The 22,946-nt window shown below is 52.6% G+C and carries 18 protein-coding genes and 1 pseudogene; 13 read left to right on the top strand and 6 right to left on the bottom strand.

What is annotated here, in order from left to right; genetic code table 11:
• The first annotated feature begins 53 nt into the window (after positions 1-53).
• From NNO04_RS07750 to fucO, 4 genes are all read left to right on the top strand, one after another.
• Positions 54-1,634 (top strand): FGGY-family carbohydrate kinase, encoded by a 1,581-nt coding sequence (locus NNO04_RS07750; RefSeq protein WP_271444169.1) that lies wholly within the window; start codon positions 54-56, stop codon positions 1,632-1,634.
• Positions 1,635-1,698: 64 nt separating this feature from the next.
• Positions 1,699-2,697, top strand: a complete 999-nt coding sequence (locus tag NNO04_RS07745; RefSeq protein ID WP_271444168.1) for a LacI family DNA-binding transcriptional regulator — start codon at positions 1,699-1,701, stop codon at positions 2,695-2,697.
• A gap of 146 nt (positions 2,698-2,843) precedes the next feature.
• Positions 2,844-3,491 (top strand): L-fuculose-phosphate aldolase, encoded by a 648-nt coding sequence (fucA, locus tag NNO04_RS07740; RefSeq protein WP_271444167.1) that lies wholly within the window; start codon positions 2,844-2,846, stop codon positions 3,489-3,491.
• A gap of 27 nt (positions 3,492-3,518) precedes the next feature.
• Positions 3,519-4,667, top strand: coding sequence for a lactaldehyde reductase (fucO, locus tag NNO04_RS07735; protein WP_271444166.1), 1,149 nt, complete (start codon positions 3,519-3,521; stop codon positions 4,665-4,667).
• Between the two features lie 105 nt (positions 4,668-4,772).
• Here fucO and xni read toward each other — a convergent pair whose 3' ends face one another.
• The 5 genes from xni to queF form a co-directional block, all read right to left on the bottom strand.
• Entirely contained in the window at positions 4,773-5,528 is a 756-nt protein-coding gene (gene xni, locus NNO04_RS07730; protein WP_271444165.1) for a flap endonuclease Xni, read from the bottom strand.
• A gap of 118 nt (positions 5,529-5,646) precedes the next feature.
• Positions 5,647-7,014, bottom strand: coding sequence for an L-serine ammonia-lyase II (sdaB, locus tag NNO04_RS07725; RefSeq protein ID WP_271444164.1), 1,368 nt, complete (start codon positions 7,012-7,014; stop codon positions 5,647-5,649).
• 59 nt (positions 7,015-7,073) lie between these two features.
• Positions 7,074-8,363: an HAAAP family serine/threonine permease gene (locus NNO04_RS07720; protein WP_271444163.1), complete on the bottom strand. Its 1,290-nt coding sequence runs from the start codon at positions 8,361-8,363 to the stop codon at positions 7,074-7,076.
• 537 nt (positions 8,364-8,900) lie between these two features.
• Positions 8,901-10,265: a nucleotide 5'-monophosphate nucleosidase PpnN gene (gene ppnN / locus NNO04_RS07715; RefSeq protein WP_271444162.1), complete on the bottom strand. Its 1,365-nt coding sequence runs from the start codon at positions 10,263-10,265 to the stop codon at positions 8,901-8,903.
• Positions 10,266-10,379: 114 nt separating this feature from the next.
• Positions 10,380-11,228, bottom strand: a complete 849-nt coding sequence (gene queF / locus NNO04_RS07710; protein ID WP_271444161.1) for an NADPH-dependent 7-cyano-7-deazaguanine reductase QueF — start codon at positions 11,226-11,228, stop codon at positions 10,380-10,382.
• Between the two features lie 68 nt (positions 11,229-11,296).
• On the opposite strand from queF, the gene syd reads away from it, so the two are divergent.
• The 6 genes and pseudogenes from syd to NNO04_RS07680 all read left to right on the top strand — a co-directional run bounded on the left by syd (position 11,297) and on the right by NNO04_RS07680 (position 15,493).
• The gene (gene syd / locus NNO04_RS07705) at positions 11,297-11,842 is read left to right on the top strand and encodes a SecY-interacting protein (protein WP_271444160.1); all 546 of its coding nucleotides are present in this window, start codon (positions 11,297-11,299) and stop codon (positions 11,840-11,842) included.
• 633 nt (positions 11,843-12,475) lie between these two features.
• Positions 12,476-12,805 (top strand): YqcC family protein, encoded by a 330-nt coding sequence (locus NNO04_RS07700; RefSeq protein ID WP_271444159.1) that lies wholly within the window; start codon positions 12,476-12,478, stop codon positions 12,803-12,805.
• Entirely contained in the window at positions 12,805-13,587 is a 783-nt protein-coding gene (gene truC / locus NNO04_RS07695; protein ID WP_271444158.1) for a tRNA pseudouridine(65) synthase TruC, read from the top strand. Before NNO04_RS07700 ends, truC begins: the two co-directional genes overlap by 1 nt.
• An 18-nt stretch (positions 13,588-13,605) precedes the next feature.
• Positions 13,606-14,055, top strand: coding sequence for a flavodoxin (locus tag NNO04_RS07690; RefSeq protein WP_271444157.1), 450 nt, complete (start codon positions 13,606-13,608; stop codon positions 14,053-14,055).
• 110 nt (positions 14,056-14,165) lie between these two features.
• A pseudogene (locus tag NNO04_RS07685) lies at positions 14,166-14,261 on the top strand (hypothetical protein); the annotation flags it as partial.
• A gap of 89 nt (positions 14,262-14,350) precedes the next feature.
• On the top strand, positions 14,351-15,493 hold the full coding sequence (locus tag NNO04_RS07680; RefSeq protein ID WP_271444156.1) for a glycerate kinase: 1,143 nt from the start codon (positions 14,351-14,353) through the stop codon (positions 15,491-15,493).
• A gap of 83 nt (positions 15,494-15,576) precedes the next feature.
• Here NNO04_RS07680 and barA read toward each other — a convergent pair whose 3' ends face one another.
• Complete coding sequence (gene barA, locus NNO04_RS07675; RefSeq protein ID WP_271444155.1) at positions 15,577-18,333, bottom strand: two-component sensor histidine kinase BarA; 2,757 nt, start codon at positions 18,331-18,333, stop codon at positions 15,577-15,579.
• A gap of 57 nt (positions 18,334-18,390) precedes the next feature.
• Between barA and rlmD the strand changes: the two genes are divergently transcribed.
• The 3 genes from rlmD to mazG all read left to right on the top strand — a co-directional run bounded on the left by rlmD (position 18,391) and on the right by mazG (position 22,881).
• Positions 18,391-19,689, top strand: coding sequence for a 23S rRNA (uracil(1939)-C(5))-methyltransferase RlmD (gene rlmD, locus NNO04_RS07670; RefSeq protein ID WP_271444154.1), 1,299 nt, complete (start codon positions 18,391-18,393; stop codon positions 19,687-19,689).
• Between the two features lie 50 nt (positions 19,690-19,739).
• Positions 19,740-21,977: a GTP diphosphokinase gene (gene relA / locus NNO04_RS07665; RefSeq protein WP_271444153.1), complete on the top strand. Its 2,238-nt coding sequence runs from the start codon at positions 19,740-19,742 to the stop codon at positions 21,975-21,977.
• A 112-nt stretch (positions 21,978-22,089) separates the two neighbouring features.
• Entirely contained in the window at positions 22,090-22,881 is a 792-nt protein-coding gene (mazG, locus tag NNO04_RS07660) for a nucleoside triphosphate pyrophosphohydrolase (protein ID WP_271444152.1), read from the top strand.
• Positions 22,882-22,946: the final 65 nt, after the last annotated feature.

Raw genomic sequence — 22,946 nt, 5'->3', positions numbered from 1 at the left:
CGTGGGGGCAACCTTTTTGCCCCCCTTTTTTAAGCCAGCGTCAGGGAGTCATTATGCGTAGTGGATATTTCCTCGGTGTGGATGTCGGTTCGGCAAGCGTAAGGGCAGGGGTATTTGATGCCAGAGGAACGCGACTGTCTTTTGCAACGCTGCCTATTTCTCAATTTCGACCTGGTGGTGAGCGGGTGGAGCAATCTTCTGCTGAAATCTGGCAGCAGGTTTGCCTGGTCGTCAAAGGGGCTGTGGCCAGTGCTGGCATTCCTGTCACCGCGATTCGCTCGTTAGGATTCGATGCAACCTGCTCTCTGGTTGCGCTGGATGAGCAGGGAAAAGGGTTGGCAGTCTCGCCTGAAGGACTCTCCGATCACGACATTATTATGTGGATGGATCACCGCGCAACCGCAGAAGCCGAACGCATTAATGCTACCCAGGATCCTGCTCTGCGTTACGTTGGCGGCGAAGTTAGCGTTGAAATGGAACTGCCCAAGGTGCTCTGGTTGAAAAACCATCTTCCAGAAACCTGGCAGCAGGCCCATCGCTTCTTCGATCTGGCTGATTTCCTGGTGTGGAAAGCCACTGGCAATGATGTTGCCGGGCTGTGCACACTGACCTGTAAATGGAACTACTTAGCGCATGAGCAGCGTTTTAGCGATTCCCTGCTGGAAGCTGTCGGACTGAACGACTTATTCCGAAAAATCCCTGAGCATATTCTCCCGCCTGGCGCTGCCGCTGGAACGCTGAGTCCTGACGCTGCACAGGCATTAGGCTTGACGACAGACGTTGTGGTGGCCAGCGGAATGATTGATGCCCATGCTGGCGGCGTTGCGCTCGCGGGGGGACAGCCTGCGGGGACGCTGGCGCTGATCAGCGGAACGTCAAACTGTCACATGTTATGCAGCGAGCAGGAGATCCACACGGCGGGCGTGTGGGGGCCTTACTGGTCGGCGATGCTACCGGGCTACTGGCTGACGGAAGGAGGGCAAAGTGCGGCGGGGGCGTTGGTTGACTGGACGCTACAGGAAAGCGGAGCCAGTGCGGAGTTGTTTAGCAAGGCTAAACAGCGGGGATGCCATCCGGTTGAATTGGTCAATGAGTGGGTGGCGGCGCTGGAAGAGAAAGAACATGAACCGACTCGCTATCTGCATGTACTGGCCGATCATCATGGTAACCGTTCGCCGCGTGCGCGCCCGGATGCCAGGGGGAGCATTTGCGGCCTGACGCTGGAGAGAGGAGAACTTCAGGTAGCGCGTTTGTACCTTGCCACGCTACAGGCTATCGCCTGTGGTACGCGACATATTATGGATGCCATGCGCGAAAGCGGACATACGATCTCCCGGCTGACATTATGCGGCGGCGCAACGCACAATCCGCTGTGGCTGCGTGAATATGCGGATGCCACGGGCTGCGACATCCATCTTATGCAAGAGGAGGATGCGGTAACGCTGGGGGCGGCGATCACCGGGGCTGTGGCAAGCGGCAGTTGGCCAGATTTCTCATCCGCATGCCTGGAAATGGTGGCGGCCGGCGAGGTGATTAAGGCAAACCCCGCAAGGCAGGACTTTTTTGAACGTAAGTATCAGGCTTACCTCGCTCTCTGGGAACAGCAGCAGTCTCTTAACCGACTGATGCAGTAAGACAAATGTTCAAAATACTTTTATGATTGGACATAGGTGTTTGGAAGTGTACTGGGGCACATAAATGGCTAAAACAGTAGAACAGATAGCCAGTGATCTGGATTTATCGGTGACAACCGTAAGACTGGTGCTAAATGGAAAAGCTGAACAGTATAGGATCAGCGTCAAAACACAAACGCGCATCAATGAGTATGTAGAACGATATGGTTATGTGATTAATCATTCGGCCCGGAGTCTGAAGCTTAATAAGACGGACACGTTGGGTTTGATCGTGCCCAATATTTCTAACGTCTTTTTTGCGACGCTTGCTGAAAAACTTGAACAACGCTGCCGTCGTTCGGGTTATCAATTAACGATTAGTTGTACTTATGATGATGTTGATTACGAAAATAAATTAACAAAAGCGTTAATTGCCAGGAATGTTGACGGACTTTTTATTGTGCCGTCAACATTAGAAAACCAACAGCATCATTTACGCCAGGTCAGAAAACCAATGGTGTTACTTGACCGTGATTTTAAGTATACGGATAACGCCCTGGTCGAAAGTCACAATATTGCTGGTGGTGAAAAATTAACGCAAAGCATACTGGATGCCGGTAAATCGCCAGTATGGCTTTTAGTTGGCGATGCCGGGTTACCCAGTATTAGCGACCGTATTACCGGTTATCTTAACGCACTGGAAAAACACGGTGTTTGCCATCGGGAATGGGTTCGCGAAGGCCCCGTTAATACACCTGAAGGTGGCTATCTGATTATGGAGCGGTTGATCAGTGAATGGGGCTGCCCGCAGGCGTTTATCGCCTCATCGTTGCCGGTACTGGAGGGGGCTGTCAGCGCGATTCGCGATCGTTTCGGTGTGGTTCCACCGGAGATTAACATTGGCACATTCGATGAACACCCCATGCTGGGGTTTCTGTCCAATAATGTATGGTCGATGCAACAGGATGAAAATGCCTGGGCGGAAAAAGCATTCGAAATGATGTTGAGTGCTATTGAGGAACGGCCAATTAAAAAGACGGTAAAAGTTGAAATGAAACTTATCAAGCGTGTACGACAAAAATAATACACAGCAGTAATATAAATAAAACAGCCATATGAAGCAGAATAAAATTATTCAGTGGCTGCCCTTACCTGAAACCTGACCCGTCTTTATTTGCGGTTGTGCTTTTTTGCGATAAAGACGAGGGGGACTGTACCCGGAGAATAAAGATGGAAAGAACTCGTTTATCTCGTGAAATAATTGAAACCTGTCTTGAAATGACGCGCCTTGGTTTAAATCAAGGCACCGCAGGTAATGTGAGCGCCCGCTATGAACAAGGTATGTTAATTACGCCGAGCGGAATTCCTTATGAGCGGCTAACTGAAAATATGATCGTGTATGTTGATAACAATGGGAAATATGCAGAAGGGCAGCTACCCTCCAGCGAATGGCGTTTTCATCTTGCGGCCTACCAGACGCGGCCCGATGCCAATGCTGTGGTACATAATCACGCCATTCATTGTACAGCTGTCTCGATCCTCAACCGTCCTATCCCGGCGATCCACTACATGATTGCCGCCGCAGGCGGAAACTCTATTCCTTGTGCTCCGTATGCCACATTTGGAACGCAGGCCCTGTCCGAATTCGTCGTAACGGCGTTAAAAGATCGCAAAGCAACGCTGTTACAACATCACGGACTCATCGCCTGTGAAGTTAATCTGGAAAAAGCCCTGTGGCTGGCACATGAAGTGGAAGTGTTGGCGCAGCTTTACCTCAGTACGCTGGCGATTACCGACCCTGTACCGGTGTTGGATGATGAAGAAATTGCCGTGGTACTGGAGAAATTTAAAACCTACGGGTTACGTATTGAAGAGTAATTTCGCAAGGCGAAAAGGAGACGGACGATGGCGAACAGAATGATTCTGAATGAAACGGCATGGTTTGGCCGTGGGGCGGTCGAGGCGTTAACCGGCGAGGTGACGCGCCGTGGTTACCTTAAGGCACTGATTGTGACCGATGAAACGCTGGTGCAGTGCGGCGTGGTCGCGAAAGTCACCGATAAGATGGATGCAGCAGGGCTGGCCTGGGAGATTTATTCCGGCGTGATCCCAAATCCGACTATCGGTGTCGTCAAAGAGGGGCTGAGCGTATTCCAGCAAAGCGGGGCGGATTATCTCATTGCTGTCGGCGGTGGTTCCCCACAGGATACCTGCAAGGCAATCGGTATTATCAGCAATAACCCGGAGTTTGCCGACGTGTGCAGCCTGGAAGGGCTGTCACCGACACGCCACCCGAGCGTGCCGATTATGGCGATCCCTACCACGGCGGGTACAGCGGCCGAAGTCACGATTAACTACGTGATCACCGATGAAGAAAAGCGGCGCAAGTTTGTCTGTGTGGATCCGCATGATATTCCTCAGGTCGCGTTTATTGATGCCGACATGATGGACGGTATGCCTGCAGCGCTCAAAGCGGCAACCGGCGTTGATGCGCTGACGCATGCTATTGAGGGGTATATTACGCGTGCCGCCTGGGCTCTGACCGATGCACTGCATATTAAAGCGATTGAAATTATTGCTGGCGCGCTGCGGGGGTCTGTTGCCGGAGAACGTGAGGCAGGAGAAGCCATGGCGTTGGGGCAGTACGTTGCCGGCATGGGTTTTTCCAATGTCGGGTTGGGACTGGTACACGGGATGGCACATCCGCTCGGCGCGTTTTATAACACGCCTCATGGTGTCGCCAATGCGATTCTGCTGCCCCATATCATGCGCTATAACGCGGAATTTACCGGGGAAAAATTCCGTGATATTGCCAGAGTCATGGGAGTAAACGTAGAACGCCTGAGCCTGGAAGAGGCACGCAATGCAGCGGTTGATGCCGTCTTTGCCCTCAACCGCGATGTCGGTATCCCGTTGCATCTGCGCGACGTCGGTGTGCTTAAAGAGGATATTCCGGCGCTGGCACAGGCTGCGTTTGACGATGTTTGCACTGGCGGTAACCCGCGTGAAGCGAGTCTGTCCGATATCGTCGAGTTGTACCATACTGCCTGGTAATTGGGCGGGGTAAAAATCGCCGGATGGTGCTGCGCATATCCGGCTTACAGTGTGGGGCATTTTGTTGGCCGGATACGGTGTTTGTACCGCTATCCGGCAGCACCGTTACCGCGCCAGCCGAAGCTGCTGTAAATTTCCATCGAGATGTAAATCTGTTTGCAGGCGGGCAATGTCACGGCATAAAAACGCCATCTCTTTATGCGCTTCAAGTTTTTTCCGCCACTTTTCCGGTACGTCGTCTAAATGCGCATAGATCCCTTCCAGCGTCTGAAACTGAATCAACAGTTGGGTGGCGCTTTTCGGGCCTATCCCGGCGACGCCGGGTACTTTCGAACTGCTGATTCCCGCCAGTCCCCAGTAATCGGGTAGCTGCTGAGGCAGCACACCAAACTCTTTTTCAATAAAAGGGGCATCCAGCCACCGTTTTTGGAAATAATCACGAATACGCAATGTGGGAGAAAGTAGCTGACAGTAGCCTTTGTCGGTCGAGACGATGGTGGCCTGGTGCCCGGCCTGGGTGACTTTTACGGCGAGGGTAGCCGCTAAATCATCGGCCTCATTCCCGTCGGAGACCCAGCAGGATACCCCATGCTGTTCAAAGGCGGCGCGTAACGCGGGCATTTCGCGATGCAGGTCGTCAGGCATTGGCGGGCGGCCCGCTTTGTAATCCGGGAGTCGCTGGTGGCGCCAGCTATCGTTGCGTGCTTCGTCATCAAACACGGCGACAGCGTGTGTTGGCTGGCTGTGCATGATTAACTGATCGAGCGCGCGCTGACAGGTTTCGACGCAGGGAGAACCCTGAACCGCATGAATACGGCGAATTAAATTAAGAGCATCGACAATAAGCAGATGGACGGCCACGGTGTTCTCCCTGATAGATCATGCGCTAAGGGTAACATTCACGGCAAAGTCAGGCTATTAACAGCGGCGAAAATGGGAAAGGGCTTCGCAAAACGAAGCCCTTTGGGGAGATTAAAGATTAATCGCAGGTGACAATCTTCATGGCCAGACCGCCACGAGAGGTTTCACGGTATTTGGCGTTCATGTCTTTACCGGTTTCGTACATGGTCTCGATCACTTTGTCGAGGCACACACGCGGCTCACTGGTACGACGTAGCGCCATGCGGGCGGCATTGACCGCTTTCACAGAGGCGATCGCGTTACGCTCAATACAAGGAACCTGTACCTGACCGGCAACCGGATCGCAGGTCAGACCGAGGTTGTGTTCCATGCCGATTTCTGCGGCAATGCACACCTGAGTCGGGCTACCGCCCAGCAACTCGGCTAAACCTGCTGCGGCCATAGAGCACGCCACGCCGACTTCACCCTGACAACCCACTTCCGCACCGGAAATAGAGGCATTCATCTTGTACAGAGAACCAATCGCGCTGGCGACCAGCATGTAGCGCGCCAGTGAGTTAGCGTTTACTTCGCGAATAAACTTGTCGTAATACGCCAGCACTGCCGGAACAATACCGCAGGCGCCGTTGGTTGGCGCCGTGACCACGCGTCCACCGGCGGCGTTTTCTTCGTTAACGGCCAGTGCGAACATATTGATCCAGTCAACGACCGCCATCGGGTCGGTGGTGGTTTTATCGCTGCTGACCAGCATACGACGTAGTGCTGCGGCACGACGTGGAACGCGCAGTTTACCCGGCAGTACGCCTTCGGTGGTGATACCGCGCTCAATACCGCCGCGCATCACTTCCCAGACGTTGGCAAAGTGCTGTTCCAGTTCTTCTTTGCTGTGTAGCACCAGCTCGTTTTGCATCATCAGACCGGAAAGCGACAATCCCGTTTTCTGACAGTGTTTTTGCAGGTCGGCAGCCGATTTATACGGATACGGTACGTTAACCGGCGCACTGTTCGGCATACCAAAATGGTCTTCATCAACGATGAAACCACCGCCGATGGAATAGTAAGTCTGGCTGTAAATGGCCTTTTCGCCTGCCAGTGCCGTAATACGCATCCCGTTCTCATGGAGAGACAGGTTGTCGGCATGAAAATTCATGCACTTATCTACCGGGAATTCAACTTCATGCTGACCATTTGCCAGCAGCAAACGCCCGTGGGTATTCACATCCTGAATAAAGGAAGGAATTGAATCGATGTCGACGGTGTCCGGCAGATTTCCCGCCAGGCCCATAATAATGGCGATGTCGGTGTGGTGGCCTTTCCCCGTCAATGACAGTGAACCGTAAACATCCACCACTACGCGGGTGACATCAGTGAGTAAGTTGCGTGCAATCAGGTCATCCGTGAATTGTTTGCCCGCTTTCATTGGTCCGACAGTGTGGGAACTGGAAGGGCCAATGCCGATTTTGAAGATATCGAATACGCTAATCATAAGGCATCCATTGCGGTTGTGTCGGAAACAGGCGCCGCCCGCAAGCGGCGCTTAAGAACTTAGCTGAACAGAGAGTAGAAAATCGCAGAGATAGCAATCAGACCCATCACGACAACGAATACGTTGCTGATGTGGCCGCTGTACTTACGCATTGCAGGTACTTTCTGGATTGCATACATCGGCATCAGGAACAGAATCATCGCGATGATGGGGCCGCCCAGAGTTTCAATCATGCCCAGGATGCTTGGGTTCAGGGTTGCCACGATCCAGGTGGTAACCAGCATGAACAGCGCCGTGATTTTGTTCAGTTTATTGATTTCAATGGATTTACCTTTACCACGCAGTGACTTGATAACCATCCCGTTAAAGCCTTCACGTGCGCCCAGGTAGTGGCCAAGGAAGGATTTGGTGATAGCAATCATCGCAATGATCGGTGCCATCCATTCGATAAACGATACGTTAAAGTGGTTTGCCAGGTAGGACAGAATAGAGATGTTCTGTGCTTTCGCGGCAGCCAGGTCTGCTGGGGTCAGGCTCAGTACGCAACTGAAGACGAAGAACATGACCGTCAGTACCATCATCACGTGTGCGCACGCCAGGATTTTAGAACACTTCTTCTCAGCTTCCTGACCGTACTCTTCACGTTTTGCGACCGCGAAGGAGGAGATGATCGGGGAGTGGTTAAAGGAGAAAACCATCACCGGGATTGCCAGCCACAGAGTCATCCACAGACCATTACCGGTCGTGGTTGCAGAGCTAAAGGACAGGGTTTCCAGCGCCGCGCCGCTCCACTGAGGGATCAGGTAAAGTGCCAGCAACATCAGGGCTGCAACGAACGGGAATACCAGAATACTCATCGCCTTCACGATCATCTGCTCGCCAAAACGAACGATGGTCATCATACCGACGATCAGGATCAGCGACAGAATCGCACGCGGCGGTGCTGTCATCTGTAACTGGTGAGTCATAAAGCTTTCAACGGTGTTGGTGATCGCAACGCTGTAGACCAACAGAATCGGGTAGATAGCGAAGAAATAGAGCAGGGTAATCAGTTTACCTGCGCCAACGCCGAAGTGTTCTTCAACTACTTCTGTGATGTCTTCGCCCGGGTTTTTACCGGACAGCACGAAGCGGGTCAGGCCACGGTGGGCAAAGAAGGTCATCGGGAAGGCGAGGATAGCCATGATGATCAGCGGGATCATACCGCCAACGCCGGCGTTAATAGGCAGGAACAGAACGCCTGCGCCGATTGCGGTGCCGTACAGACCGAGCATCCACATGGTGTCCGTCTTGCGCCATCCGCTACGGGTCTGGCCCGAAGCGATAGTGCTGGTTTGGGTGGTTTCCATCTATTTCTCCTGGAGGAATTTAAATGTCAGGTTTTTGGTCTTAACCAATAAAAAAGAAGCCTGACCGTAAAATGAAATTTGTTAAGCGACGATTTTTATATAATTTTTCGCCGTAATAATTTGAGGGCGGAAAGATACATTTAAGTTATGAATGTATCAGTGATCGCGATCTCAAATGCAATAATCCACCTTTTGTGTGGATAAATTTGGACCATTAATCTGTCAAAAAATCATCAAGACGGATTTATGGTTGAGAAAGATACTATTAACGAGATGCATCCAGAAATGACAGGTCATGAGACACCCATATTTGGCTATAAATTGCACTGATCCTGGTGAATTCTCGCGGAGAATGATGGTTTATTGTGATAAATCGCGGTTTCACTCGTAAAGTAAACGTTTGCTTTTTTCTGGGTTTTAGCGGAAAGGTAAGCGGAATTAACGAATAGAGATTTTCTATGTGACTGGTATCACTAAAAAAACTGGATTTTCGGGAGAGGAGTAAGGCCCGACAGCTGGCGCTGCCGGGCATGAGAATTACCTGCAAATCTCATAGCAGGGGATATAGGCGGAGCCAGGCAACTTCATGCGGTGTTGCGCGACAAAGCCCTGTAGCAGGTCATCCATACGGCGCATCATCTCGCGATCGCCGTGGATTTTATACGGGCCAAACTCTTCGATGGCGCGAATGCCGACTTCTTTAACGTTACCCGCAACGATTCCAGAGAAGGCGCGGCGCAGGTCTGCCGCCAGGATCTCAACCGGTTGATCGGGATACAGTTTCAGGTTCGACATGTTGTCATGCGATGGTTCGAACGGCAGTTGCAGATCCGGCGCAATACGAATGGACCAGTTGAAGCTGTAGGCGTCACCGGTATCACGACGGTTCTCTTTGACCAGCGGCATCGCTTTTTTCATCAGTCGCGCCACTTCCGCCGCATCATCAATGATGATGCGATAATGACGTCGCGCTTCTTCGCCCAGCGTATGCACAATAAACTCATCAAGCACGCGGAAGTAGTCCGCACTCTCTTTGGGTCCGGTAAGGATCAGCGGCAGAACCTGATCTTTATTCGCCGGGTTCATCAGTATTCCCAGCAGATACAGCAACTCTTCCGCCGTGCCGACGCCGCCTGGGAAGATGATGATACCGTGCGCGATACGAACAAACGCCTCCAGCCGTTTTTCGATATCGGGCATGATGACCAGTTCATTGACCAGCGGGTTAGGCGGTTCCGCCGCAATAATGGACGGCTCTGTCATACCGATAAAACGACTGTCTTTATAGCGCTGTTGCGCGTGGCCTACTGCGGCACCTTTCATTGGGGCTTCCATCGCGCCCGGTCCACAGCCGGTGCAAATGTTCAGCTCACGCAGACCTAGCTGGGTGCCAACGCGGCGCGCATACAGGTACTCATTTTCGTTAATGGAGTGACCGCCCCAGCACACCACCATATTCGGCGCTTCCCCGACGTGCAGCGCACGGGCGTTACGCAGAATGGAGAACACAAGGTTGGTGATGTGGACAGAACTGTCGAGATTAAGACGCTGCAAACGGCCTGCGTTATGCATCTGGCCGTTTACAAAAAGAATGTCGCGCAGCACGGCAAACAGGTTGGCCTGCAGAGCACGGATAATACGGCCGTCAACAAAAGCGTCTTCAGGTGGGTTAATCAATTCTAACTTCACGCCACGCTCGCGACGGAGTACGTTGATGTCGAAATTTTCAAAACGAGACAGCAGCTCTTTGCTGTTGTCGGTCAAACTGCCGGAGTTCAGTACAGCAAGAGAACAGTTACGAAACAGTTGATAAAGGTCGCTGCTGGCGGTGCGTTTAAGCATATCGACTTCCAGCTGCGACAACATGTCCATTGAGCCAAGCGGGCTAATATGTGTAATCAAGTAAACTCCTTATGGGACGCAACACGTCATTCCCTAATGATTACAATAGCGCTGGCTTATGACCTTTCACAACCTTGCGCGCGGAATCCGGCGCGCAAAATTGAGAAAAAAAGATTACTGACGGACCAGTCTTCCGATGGCAGGCACGAAATCAGTGTTGGTACGCCAGGGGTTAATATCCAGGCCGCCGCGTCGTGTGTAGCGCGCGTAGACACTCAGTTTCTCCGGCTGGCAGAAGCGCAAAATGTCGTTGAAAATCCGCTCCACACACTGTTCGTGGAACTCATTGTGATGGCGGAAAGAGACCAGGTAACGTAGCAATTTCTCACGATCAATTTTTCGGCCGCGATACTGAATTTGTATGGAGCCCCAGTCTGGCTGGTGAGTGATCAGGCAGTTAGATTTCAACAAGTGGCTGACCAGCGTCTCTTCTACCACTTTTTCGCCACTGGCGGCATTTTCCAGATAGTCGGTGCTGAACTGATAGTTATCAATAGCGATATCCTGATCGTCGATGCAGCTACCGTGGAAATGAGCGATGGGTAGTCCTTCCAGTTCATCAAGCCGGTACAACGCAACGCTGACATCGCCCTGGGCGCAGGCGCGCAGATCGTTTTCCAGCGTTCGGCGGACATCCTCCCAACGCTCAAAGCGTGTCTGGTTAAAGCTGTTCAGGTAGAGCTTAAAGCTTTTTGATTCAATCAGATTGAGGCTGGTGTAATCCAGCTCGACATGACCCACGGCGACTTGCGGCAACCCTTTCGCATTCAGCCATGACAGTTCATACAACGTCCAGATATCCGCGCCGTGAAAAGGCAGATTATCTGCTTTTAAATCCAGCGGATCGCGATTCAGGCTGCGCGGGACGCCCTGCAACAAACTTGCGTCGTAAATATCCCGATAATCTGTTGATTTACCGAGAGTCAGGCCGTCAAGCGCCTGATGGTTTTCATAAGAAGACATGTTTCACCGTCATAAACCAGATACACTATGCGTCAAGTGTATCCTGGCTTTTGTTAAGAGAGAAATCGGTGGACGAACAGACAGCACAGGCCCTGAAGGCCTTTACAACACGCTATTGTGATGCATGGCATGAAAAACATGACAGTTGGCCGTTGAGCGAAGAACTCTACGGCGTTCCTTCACCTTGTGTTATTTCTTCAACCGGTGAGGCGGTGTACTGGCAGCCGCAACCTTTTGAAGGAGAGGCGAATGTAAACGCCGTTGAACGGGCTTTTGATATTGTGATACAACCAGCAATTCATTCGTTTTATACCACCCAGTTCGCCGGGGATATGCACGCGCAATTTGCCGATCAGACATTGACGCTGTTGCAAACCTGGAGTGTGGATGATTTCAGACGAGTTCAGGAAAACCTGATCGGTCATCTGGTCACACAGAAACGTCTCAAGTTATCACCGACGCTTTTTATTGCCACCCTGGAAAATGAACTCGAGGTCATTTCAGTGTGCAATCTTTCTGGAGAAGTATGCAAAGAGACGCTGGGCACGCGTAATCGCCACGTGCTGGCCGCTTCTCTTGCGGAATTTCTCACTCAACTTAAGCCTCTTCTGTAATCCCTGTCGCCCATTTCTTTGTGAGAGATCTCTTACAAACCCTGTAAGAGATCGCCAGGATATAAGTAAATACTTAACCCTATAAAACTTTATTAAATAAATATTAATCAATAACTTATTTATTTTTTGCTCACTTTCAAATGAAAATATCCTTAAGGTATTGCCTGTAAGCGCCTTGTAAGACATGACGAAACAGGCGATTCTATGTCCGTCGACAAGGAGTCGCACACCGAAGTGAACATCAGGATGATGACACTTCAACAGGACACACCAGGACGGTGTAGCAAGGAAAGGCTTCAGGATGAAGTGAAGAGGATAGCGCAGGATGCGTTAAAGGACACCTCCAGGAGGGAGAACGAGAGCCGGTCGGGACGTTCGGTGGGTTAGGATGACCGGGAAACTTCAGGATGAAGTTGATCGCACCGGGGTGGTGTGAAGCAGGATGCTAATGTTCAGGATGAACAGGTCGTAAGACCACAGGAAAAGTTGTCATGGATGAGCAGGGAGCACCAAAAGTAGCTGGATTGCTGCGAAACGAACCGGGAGCACTGTTTTTACAGTGCTCCCTTTTTTTATTTGCCCGTCTATAAATGCTATTCTTCGCGCCAGTTTTTCATCAATGAGGTTTTTATCGTGACGACTCATGAACGTGTGCGCCAGCAGTTACATGCGCTTGAAGCTTTACTGCGTGAACATCAACACTGGAGAATGGATGAACCACAATCTCACCTGTTTACCAGCACACAGCCTTTTTGTATGGATACCATGGCGCCTGTCGAATGGTTGCAATGGGTGCTAATCCCCCGTATGCATGCGTTGATCGACGACGCGCAGCCGCTCCCGGACGCTTTTGCTATCGCCCCTTATTATGAAATGGCGCTGGAGGCCGATCATCCGCAGCGCGAAATACTCCTGCAGGCGTTGCAGGAACTGGATGCGTTGTTCACGAGCGATAAAGCCTGATGCTGGAAATTCTTTACCAGGATGAGTGGCTGGTTGCTGTGAATAAGCCCTCCGGTTGGTTAGTGCACCGTAGCTGGCTGGATCGCGATGAAAAAGTCGTGGTGATGCAAACGGTGCGTGACCAGATTGGTCAGCATGTCTTTACCGCTCATCGACTCGACAGACCCACCTCCGGCGTACTGCTGATGGGGTTATCCAGCGAAGCCGGGCGTCGGCTTGCGCAGCAATTTGAACAGCACCAAATTCAGAAACGCTACCATGCGATTGTCCGTGGCTGGTTAATGGATGACGCTGTACTGGACTACCCGCTGGTGGAAGAGCTGGATAAAATTGCCGATAAGTTTGCCCGTGATGATAAAGGCCCGCAGCCTGCGGTGACGCATTATCGTGGTCTGGCGACTGTTGAAATGCCGGTGGCGACCGGGCGTTACCCCACGACCCGTTATGGTTTAGTCGAGCTTGATCCCAAAACAGGTCGCAAGCACCAGCTCCGACGCCATCTGGCGCATTTGCGCCATCCCATTATTGGTGACAGCAAACACGGCGATTTGCGCCAGAACCGCAGTGCGGCAGAGCATTTTGGTTGCCAGAGATTGATGCTGCATGCGAGCCAGCTTGCGCTGACACATCCATTCACTGGCGAACCGCTGACGATTCGTGCCGGGCTGGATGCGGTCTGGATGCAGGCATTATCACAGTTTGGCTGGCGCGGACTTCTCCCTGAGAATGAAAGGGTTGAGTTTAGTGAGCCGTCCAGTCAGGATGAGCATCATCAGGTTTAATTCAGGGAGAAAATCGTCATGGCGGAAATTGGTATTTTTGTCGGCACAATGTATGGAAACGCGTTGCTGGTTGCGGAGGAGGCGGAAGCTATCCTTACCGCGCAGGGTCATAAGGCTAAGGTGTTTGAAGATCCCGAGTTGACCGACTGGCAGCCGTATCAGGATAAAGTCGTTCTGGTGGTCACCTCAACGACAGGTCAGGGCGATCTTCCCGACAGTATTGTGCCGTTGTTCCAGGGCATCAAAGAGAGTCTCGGCTTTCAGCCAAATCTGCGCTATGGCGTGATTGCATTGGGTGACAGTAGCTACACCAATTTCTGTAACGGCGGTAAGCAATTTGACGCGTTATTGCAGGAACAAAGCGCGCAACGGGTGGGAGAAATGTTGCTGATTGATGCTGGCGAACATCCGGAACCCGAAAGCGAATCAAATCCCTGGGTTGAACACTGGGGCACGCTACTTTCCTGAATCCAGACCCCTAATGAGGGGGTCTCCTGTCTTTTGCCATTCAACAAAACGTTATGCACCGGATGATGCCTGTGACGTTCAGTTTGCGCGAGCGTTAAACATCTGCAGCAAAAGCTGCGGGTGGTGCGCGTAATGACGCCGGTCCGATGCAGTACCTGATCCCTAACTGGACATTCGACAACAAGCGCCCGTGCATGGTGCGTTAAGCAAGGTGCCGGTTTCGAAGGGAACCGGCAGTTTTTATCACTAAACCAAGTGTATGCTTAACAGAGTCGACCTGTATTAAGGATGCTTTATGAAAATAGTGATCGCGCCGGACTCATATAAGGAAAGTTTGAGTGCTCTTGAAGTGGCGACCGCCATTGAGCAGGGGTTTCGCGAAATCTGGCCTGACGCGGATTACGTGAAGATTCCGGTTGCTGACGGTGGAGAAGGGACGGTCGAGGCTATGGTTGAGGCGACGGCGGGGCGAATTGTACATGTTAAGGTGACGGGACCTCTGGGTAAGCCTGTTGACGCATTTTACGGGTTGTCTGGCGATGAGCGCTCAGCCTTCATCGAAATGGCTGCCGCCAGCGGTCTGGAACACGTCCCGCCAGGACTGCGCGATCCGCTCAAAACGACTTCGTGGGGGACGGGTGAGCTTATTCGCTACGCCTTAGATGCAGGCGTCGAACACATCATAATTGGCCTTGGCGGTAGCGCCACGAATGATGGCGGCGCGGGCATGATGCAGGCGCTGGGCGCAAGATTACTGGATTCTCAACAAAACGAGATAGCGGCGGGCGGCGCAGCGCTGGAAGCACTGGCACAGATCGATATCAGTCAACTGGATACACGCCTTGCCGCGTGCCACATTGACGTGGCGTGCGATGTGACTAACCCATTAACCGGAAACGAGGGGGCGTCGGCTGTATTTGGCCCACAGAAAGGGGCGACGCCGGAAATGATCTCTCGCCTGGATAAGGCACTGGCGCACTATGCGCAGTTGATTGCCCGCGATCTGGATGTTGATGTCTCTGAGCTTGCTGGTGGTGGTGCTGCGGGGGGGATGGGGGCCGCCCTGTACGCGTTTTGTGGCGCTGAATTACGTAGTGGGATTGAGATAGTGACTGATGCTCTGCATCTGGATGCCTGTGTCATTGATGCGGATTTGGTGATCACCGGGGAAGGGCGTATCGACAGCCAGACAATTCATGGCAAAGTCCCCGTTGGCGTCGCCAGCATCGCGAAACGTTACAATAAGCCGGTGATAGGCATTGCCGGGAGTTTAACGGCAGACGTCGGCGTGGTGCACCAACATGGCATCGATGCCGTATTTAGCGTGATTTATAACATTTGCACTCTGGACGATGCGCTGAAAAATGCTGCCGAGAATGTGCGGATGACCGCGCGAAACGTGGCTGCGACCATCAGATTGGGGCAACGGGTACGCTGATTGTCTGTTGAGGCTGGCTCATCTGGCCTGATGGCTTACATGCCCAGGCCAGATAAGACGCATTGCCATTCAGACTTAACGTTTTATCCCAGCATCTTTTTGGCTTCCCGCGCGACGTTATCCATTTCATCGAGCAGCTCCAGCAGTTCCGGCTCCAGCTCTTCTTCTTTGATTCCGTTACGCAGCTGTTGCTCAATGAACTGACAAAGACTTTTCATGCGCGGTACGCCGCTGTAACCGCAGCTACCATGCAATTTGTGGATTAAATCAACAAGGCCTTCCGGGTTCTCCCCGACCAGTTGTTCTTCAATCTTATTGCGAACCTCCGGCAAAAAGTCGAGCAACATTTGCAGCATATCTCGCGCCAGGGAGGATTTTCCCGCCGCCTGCCTGAGCGCCAGTTGCCAGTCGAGCGTGGCATCCGGGTTGAAGATAAATTCGACCGGTTCGGGCGCCTGTACTCGGTTCGTCACTCCCACTCCTGGCTTGTAGCGCAGCAGCAGGTTGTAAAGCTTCTCTTCTTCAATCGGTTTAGCCAGATAGTCGTTCATCCCAGCACTCAGCAACTTCTCTTTTTGCCCCGCCATAGCATGTGCGGTGACGGCAATAACCGGCGTTTGCTGTTGGTGGGGAAGTTGATGAATCAGTTCGCAGGCGCGAATGCCATCCATATCCGGCATCTGAATATCCATCAGGATCAAATCAAACTGTAGCTGTTTGGCGCGATCCACCGCCTGATGGCCGCTGTCGCAAAGCTCAACGTGCTGCACGCTATCTTCCAGCAAAGCGCCGATAAGCTTCAGGTTGGCGGGGTTATCATCCACCGCCATGACCGACATCGCAATTTTACGTTCATTAACGGGCAGTAACTCGGCGCTTTGGTTCAGATGGCAATATTCGCTCAATACAGGCAGCAAACGGGTGGAGGTCAGCGGTTTTAACAGACAGGCGGCCGCTCCGCCCCGTTTGAGCGCTTCTGCGTTGATTTGGGCGTGGCAAGGCAGCGCCAGCAGCAGGAAATCGGTCATTGATGCTGCTTTTGCCAGTCTTTCATGCTGCATGGTGAGCGGCTCGCGGAGCGTAACCGGCACGCTCAGCAGCAGAATATCGTAGTGATCGATCGGTAAGGCCGAAAATGTCGGGCTATAAATCACTTCAAGCGGTGTATCACTCAGCAGATCCAGTGTGCATTGCGCGGCGGTGGCATTCGGTTCGACATACGCCAGACGTTTCCCCGCCAGGCAGCGGGTCGAGGGGCCATCGCTGATAACGTTAGGGTTGAGATCGAGATTGATATGGAACCAGAAGGTAGAGCCGCGATTAGGCTGGCTGTGGAACGAGATATCCCCGCCCATTTCGTTGACCAGTTTTTGCGTAATCACCAGTCCTAACCCGGTTCCCCCGTGGCGGCGCGAAATGCTGGCGTCTGCCTGGCGGAACGCCTGGAACAACCGCGACTGATCGCGTTCAGGAATACCAATGCCGGTGTCGCGGATCTGCACTTCAATCTGCACCTTGGTGTTACTGAGCGCGCGTTTCTCCACCAGAATATCGATATTACCGCTTTCGGTGAATTTAATGGCGTTCCCCACCAAATTGGTGATCACTTGCTGTAGACGTAGCGGATCGCCAATGACGTTGTCCGGCACGTCATTTTTAATATTGAGCGTTAGCTCCAGCCCTTTATCGTGCGAGGAGTGGGCTAAGAGGGTCACGACTTCATCGAGCGCATTACGCAGCGGGAAGGGAATACTTTCCAGTATCAGTTTGCCTGCTTCCAGCTTGGAGAAGTCGAGCACATCATTAATGATCGCCAGCAGGTTATTCGCCGAACGTTCGATGGTATTCAGGTGATCGCGCTGGGTCGGATTTAGCTCGGTTTTCAACGTCAGACGTGTAAAGCCAATCACGCCATTGAGTGGTGTGCGCAGCTCGTGGGACATGTTCGCCAGAAACTCAGACTTAATGCGCGCAGCCTCCTGGGCACGTTTCTTCGCCAGGTCCAGCTCAACGTTCTGGATCTCCATCTGCTCCAGCGTTTCACGCAGGTCCGAGGTCGCCTGATCAATGTTGTGCTGCATCTCTTCATGATAAGCCGCAAGCGACATGGCCATCGAGTTGATGCCATTTTTCAGCATATCCAGCTCGCCCAGCATGAACCCTTCGACGCGACTGTCGAGCTGCCCCCGGCGGATCCGGTCAACGGTATTCACCATATTACGAATAGGCCCGGTGACGTCGCGCATCAGCCGCCAGCCGAAAATTAACGCGATGCCGATGCAAAACAGCATCATGACGCTGGAAATAAAGATTTCTTTGTACTGCTGTAGTCGCACCGAGCGGAGATCCAGTTCCAGCGCCACATACCCCAACATGTTTTTGGTGTTTTTGGCGTCACTTACCGCAGACTCATCCGGCGAATAGCTCTCGGAAATAATAGGCGTGCGGAGAATCATAATATCCCCGTGGCGGATCGCGCTCAGCCTGCGGGGGAACGGTGTGCCAGTGGCGAGCTGCATGTCTGTCGGGTCGAGGTGAAAATTCGAGGTGACAAACAGCCTGTTGTTTTCATCAAAGACCGAAATCGCCCGCACAATATCGGAATGACGGCGATGCAGGACACTGATCAACTGGCCGATGGATTCGCGGTTCTGCAGATTCATGCCATATTCGCTGGAGACCGCAAGGGGTTCGATAATGCTGGCACCGGCATCTTCCAGTTGACGCTGCAAGTCGTGATAGCGATGCACGACGAAAAAGATACTGAGCAGTAAACCAATAAGGACAGTCGGTGCCAGGATCAGAATCATCATGCGTGCGCGCAGGCTGTAGTTGGTCATGGAGTTCCGTTATGGGACAATTAGGGTCACACTGTTAAATTGAGAAAAATCTCGTCGATGGCGCAATTCTACTCTGCAAAACGACGCGTGACGACGCGTCAGATCATAACCGTTACAGTCAATGACCTGGATCCCTTTGGCCAGGGCGTTGCTCGCCACAACGGTAAAGCCTTGTTTATCCAGGGATTACTGCCGCAAGAAAGCGCTGAAGTCGTTATTACCGAAGAGAAAAAACAGTACGCCCGCGCCCAGGTTAAACGTCGTCTGAAAGAGAGTCCGGAGCGTGAAACACCACGCTGTCCGCATTTTGGCGTCTGCGGCGGATGTCAGCAACAACATGCCAGCATTGCCCTGCAACAGCAAAGCAAAAGTGCGGCGCTCGCGCGTTTAATGAAAAATGAGGTTTCTGAAGTCATTGCCGGTTCTGCGTGGAATTATCGTCGTCGCGCGCGGCTGAGCCTGAACTATCAACCCAAAACGCAGCATCTCCAGATGGGATTTCGCAAAGCCAATTCCAGTGACATTGTTGAAGTGACGCAGTGTCCGGTTTTGGTGCCCCAGCTAGAGGCATTGTTGCCCAGTCTCAGGGCATGCCTTGCCGATCTACAGGCCATTCGCCATCTTGGCCATGTTGAGCTGGTACAGGCAGAGAATGGCACGTTGATGATCCTGCGTCATACCGGACCATTAAGCGCGGCAGACAAAGAAAAACTGGAACGCTTTTCGCATTCTGAGGGACTGTTTCTGTTTCTGGCGCCTCAAAGCGACATACTTGAGCCGATTTCCGGGGAGGCGCCCTGGTACGATTCAAACGGGCTACGCTTAACCTTCAGTCCACGTGACTTTATCCAGGTTAACGCCGGGGTAAACCAACTGATGGTCGCGCGAGCGCTGGAGTGGCTGGATATCCAGCCTCAAGATCGCGTGTTAGATCTTTTCTGCGGCATGGGCAATTTTACCCTGCCATTGGCAACGCGCGCGCGTCACGTGGTGGGGGTAGAAGGCGTGCCCGCGTTGGTAGAAAAAGGGCGTGAAAATGCGTTGCGCAACGGATTACACAATGTGACATTCTTTCACGAGAATCTCGAAGACGATGTTACTCAGCAGCCGTGGGCGGCTGAAGGTTTCGACAAAATCTTGCTTGATCCAGCTCGCGCTGGGGCTGCAGGCGTGATGCAACATATTATAAAATTGAACCCTGACCGCATTGTTTATGTATCCTGTAACCCAGCCACGTTGGCTCGTGATAGCGAAGCGTTGTTGAGCGCAGGTTATCAAATTCAGCGGCTGGCTATGCTCGACATGTTCCCTCACACTGGGCACCTGGAGTCGATGGTGTTGTTTGAGCAGTTGTAATGAATCACGGTTTGCCGACGTTGGCAGACCGGGTCCCTTAAGGAGAGGCAATGGTTGCGGTAAGAAGTGCACATCTTAATAAAGCGGGTGAATTTGATCCGAAAAAATGGATCGCGAGTCTGGGAATCACCAGCCAGTCGTCGTGTGAGCGCTTAGCCGAAACCTGGGCGTATTGCCTGCAACAGACACAGGGACACCCGGATGCCGAGTTGTTGCTGTGGCGTGGCGTGGAGATGGTGGAAATTCTCTCCATGCTGAGTATGGATATCGACACGTTGCGGGCTGCGCTGTTGTTCCCTCTGGCGGATGGCAATGTTGTTAGTGAAGATGTTCTGCGTGAGAGCGTAGGTAAGTCCATAGTTAATCTTATTCATGGTGTACGCGACATGGCGGCAATCCGCCAGCTTAAAGCGACGCACACCGATTCCGTCTCCTCTGAACAGGTTGATAACGTTCGCCGGATGCTGCTGGCGATGGTGGATGATTTCCGCTGCGTAGTCATCAAGCTGGCGGAACGTATTGCGCATCTGCGTGAAGTGAAAGACGCGCCGGAAGACGAACGCGTGTTGGCGGCAAAAGAGTGCACCAACATCTACGCGCCGCTGGCGAACCGCTTAGGGATCGGGCAGCTGAAATGGGAGCTGGAAGATTACTGCTTCCGTTATCTGCACCCGGCAGAATACAAACGCATTGCCAAACTGCTGCATGAACGGCGCATTGACCGCGAACACTACATCGACGAGTTTGTCGGTCATCTGCGTGCGGAAATGAAGACCGAAGGCGTGAAAGCGGAGGTGTACGGTCGCCCGAAACACATCTACAGCATCTGGCGCAAAATGCAGAAAAAGCAGTTGTCGTTTGATGAACTGTTCGATGTGCGTGCCGTACGCATCGTGGCGGAGCGTTTACAGGATTGCTACGCCGCACTGGGGATTGTGCACACGCACTATCGCCATCTCCCCGATGAATTTGACGACTACGTCGCCAATCCGAAACCCAATGGTTATCAGTCTATCCATACCGTTGTGCTTGGGCCGGGTGGAAAAACCATAGAAATCCAGATTCGTACCCGACAGATGCATGAAGATGCTGAACTGGGCGTCGCAGCGCACTGGAAGTACAAAGAGGGAACTGCTTCGGGGGCGGCAGCTCGTTCTGGTCACGAAGACCGGATCGCCTGGCTGCGTAAGCTGATTGCCTGGCAGGAAGAGATGGCGGATTCCGGCGAAATGCTGGACGAAGTACGCAGCCAGGTCTTTGATGACCGGGTGTATGTCTTTACCCCGAAAGGCGATGTGGTGGACTTGCCCGCAGGCTCTACGCCGCTCGACTTTGCTTACCATATCCACAGTGATGTAGGGCACCGCTGCATTGGGGCGAAAATCGGCGGTCGTATTGTGCCGTTTACCTATCAGTTGCAGATGGGCGATCAGATAGAAATCATCACCCAGAAGCAGCCAAACCCCAGCCGTGACTGGCTCAACCCGAACCTGGGCTATGTCACTACCAGCCGTGGCCGGTCAAAAATTCATGCCTGGTTCCGCAAGCAAGACAGGGACAAAAACATTCTTGCGGGTCGTCAGATCCTTGACGACGAACTGGAACATTTGGGCATCAGCCTGAAAGAAGCGGAAAAGCATCTGCTGCCACGCTACAGCTTTAACGAGCTGGATGAACTGTTGGCGGCCATTGGCGGAGGGGATATCCGTCTGAACCAGATGGTGAACTTCCTGCAGTCACAGTTCAATAAACCCAGTGCCGCCGAACAGGATGCTGCCGCGCTGAAACAGCTGCAGCAGAAAGCGCATGCGCCGCAGAACCGTCGCAAAGATGATGGTCGGGTGGTGGTGGAAGGTGTAGGGAATCTGATGCACCACATTGCCCGCTGCTGCCAGCCGATTCCGGGCGACGAGATCGTCGGGTTCATCACCCAGGGGCGCGGCATTTCCGTACACCGTGCGGACTGCGAGCAGTTGACGGAACTGCGTTCCCACGCGCCGGAGCGGATTGTCGATGCGGTCTGGGGCGAAAGTTATTCCGCTGGTTATTCGCTGGTTGTGCGTGTTCAGGCCAACGATCGCAGCGGGCTGTTACGCGACATCACCACCATTCTGGCGAACGAAAAAGTGAACGTACTGGGCGTTGCCAGTCGCAGTGATACGAAGCAACAGCTTGCCACCATTGATATGACCATCGAGATTTACAACCTGCAGGTACTGGGCCGCGTGCTCGGTAAGCTGAACCAGGTGCCGGATGTGATCGACGCACGTCGTTTGCACGGAAGTTAATTTTAATCTTTAGGCCGGATAAGGCATTAGCCGCTATCCGGCATTTTTTTGCCTGATGGCGACGCGAGACGTTTTGTCAGGCCAACATGGGTTACAACTCTCAGGATCTCACATGAATCAAATAGACCGCCTGCTCGGCATCATGAAGCGTTTGCGTGACCCGGAAAATGGCTGTCCGTGGGATAAAGAGCAAACTTTTGCCACCATTGCGCCGCATACGCTGGAAGAAACTTACGAAGTGCTGGATGCCATTGCCCGCGAAGATTTTGACGATCTGCGCGGTGAATTGGGCGATCTGTTATTTCAGGTGGTGTTCTACGCCCAGATGGCGCAGGAAGAGGGGCGATTCGATTTTAACGATATTTGCGCCGCCATTAGCGACAAACTTGAACGCCGCCATCCGCATGTGTTTGCCGATGCGAGCGCCAATACCAGTACTGAAGTGCTTACCCGCTGGGAGCAGATCAAAACGGAAGAACGCGCCGGTAAAGCACAGCTTTCGGCACTGGATGATATTCCCCGCAGTTTACCGGCATTAATGCGCGCGCAAAAAATTCAGAAACGCTGTTCAAATGTTGGCTTTGACTGGACTACGCTCGGACCGGTCGTCGACAAGGTTTACGAAGAGATTGACGAGGTCATGTTTGAGGCGCGGCAGGCCGTTGTAGACCAGGCTAAACTGGAGGAGGAAATGGGCGATTTGCTGTTTGCTACAGTGAATATGGCTCGCCATTTAGGCACCAAAGCGGAGACGGCGTTACAAAAAGCGAACGAAAAATTCGAACGTCGCTTTCGGGAGGTTGAACGCATTGTCGCAGCCCGAGGTCTGGAAATGACTGGGGTAGATTTGGAAACCATGGAAGAGGTCTGGCAGCAGGTAAAACGCCAGGAAATTGATCTCTAAGGAATTTAAGCGGTCAAGGGCGTTTTGTGTGATTTTTTAAATAACAAGCTCTTGATTTGCGTCAA

The sequence above is a fragment of the Citrobacter sp. Awk 4 genome (genome assembly GCF_028069725.1).
Taxonomy (GTDB): domain Bacteria; phylum Pseudomonadota; class Gammaproteobacteria; order Enterobacterales; family Enterobacteriaceae; genus Citrobacter_D.
The sequence above is the reverse complement of the archived record's forward strand: the minus strand, read 5'-3'. Positions and strand labels throughout refer to the sequence as shown.

Bases quoted from the DNA above. Each gene is read 5' to 3' on its own strand.
- mazG (WP_271444152.1), top strand. From the start codon at position 22,090: ATGAATCAAATAGACCGCCTGCTCGGCATCATGAAGCGTTTGCGTGAC.
- queF (WP_271444161.1), bottom strand. From the start codon at position 11,228: ATGTCTTCTTATGAAAACCATCAGGCGCTTGACGGCCTGACTCTCGGT.
- NNO04_RS07690 (WP_271444157.1), top strand. From the start codon at position 13,606: ATGGCGGAAATTGGTATTTTTGTCGGCACAATGTATGGAAACGCGTTG.
- barA (WP_271444155.1), bottom strand. From the start codon at position 18,333: ATGACCAACTACAGCCTGCGCGCACGCATGATGATTCTGATCCTGGCA.
- fucO (WP_271444166.1), top strand. From the start codon at position 3,519: ATGGCGAACAGAATGATTCTGAATGAAACGGCATGGTTTGGCCGTGGG.
- sdaB (WP_271444164.1), bottom strand. From the start codon at position 7,014: ATGATTAGCGTATTCGATATCTTCAAAATCGGCATTGGCCCTTCCAGT.
- NNO04_RS07680 (WP_271444156.1), top strand. From the start codon at position 14,351: ATGAAAATAGTGATCGCGCCGGACTCATATAAGGAAAGTTTGAGTGCT.
- truC (WP_271444158.1), top strand. From the start codon at position 12,805: ATGCTGGAAATTCTTTACCAGGATGAGTGGCTGGTTGCTGTGAATAAG.
- fucA (WP_271444167.1), top strand. From the start codon at position 2,844: ATGGAAAGAACTCGTTTATCTCGTGAAATAATTGAAACCTGTCTTGAA.
- NNO04_RS07720 (WP_271444163.1), bottom strand. From the start codon at position 8,363: ATGGAAACCACCCAAACCAGCACTATCGCTTCGGGCCAGACCCGTAGC.
- NNO04_RS07745 (WP_271444168.1), top strand. From the start codon at position 1,699: ATGGCTAAAACAGTAGAACAGATAGCCAGTGATCTGGATTTATCGGTG.
- rlmD (WP_271444154.1), top strand. From the start codon at position 18,391: ATGGCGCAATTCTACTCTGCAAAACGACGCGTGACGACGCGTCAGATC.
- relA (WP_271444153.1), top strand. From the start codon at position 19,740: ATGGTTGCGGTAAGAAGTGCACATCTTAATAAAGCGGGTGAATTTGAT.
- NNO04_RS07750 (WP_271444169.1), top strand. From the start codon at position 54: ATGCGTAGTGGATATTTCCTCGGTGTGGATGTCGGTTCGGCAAGCGTA.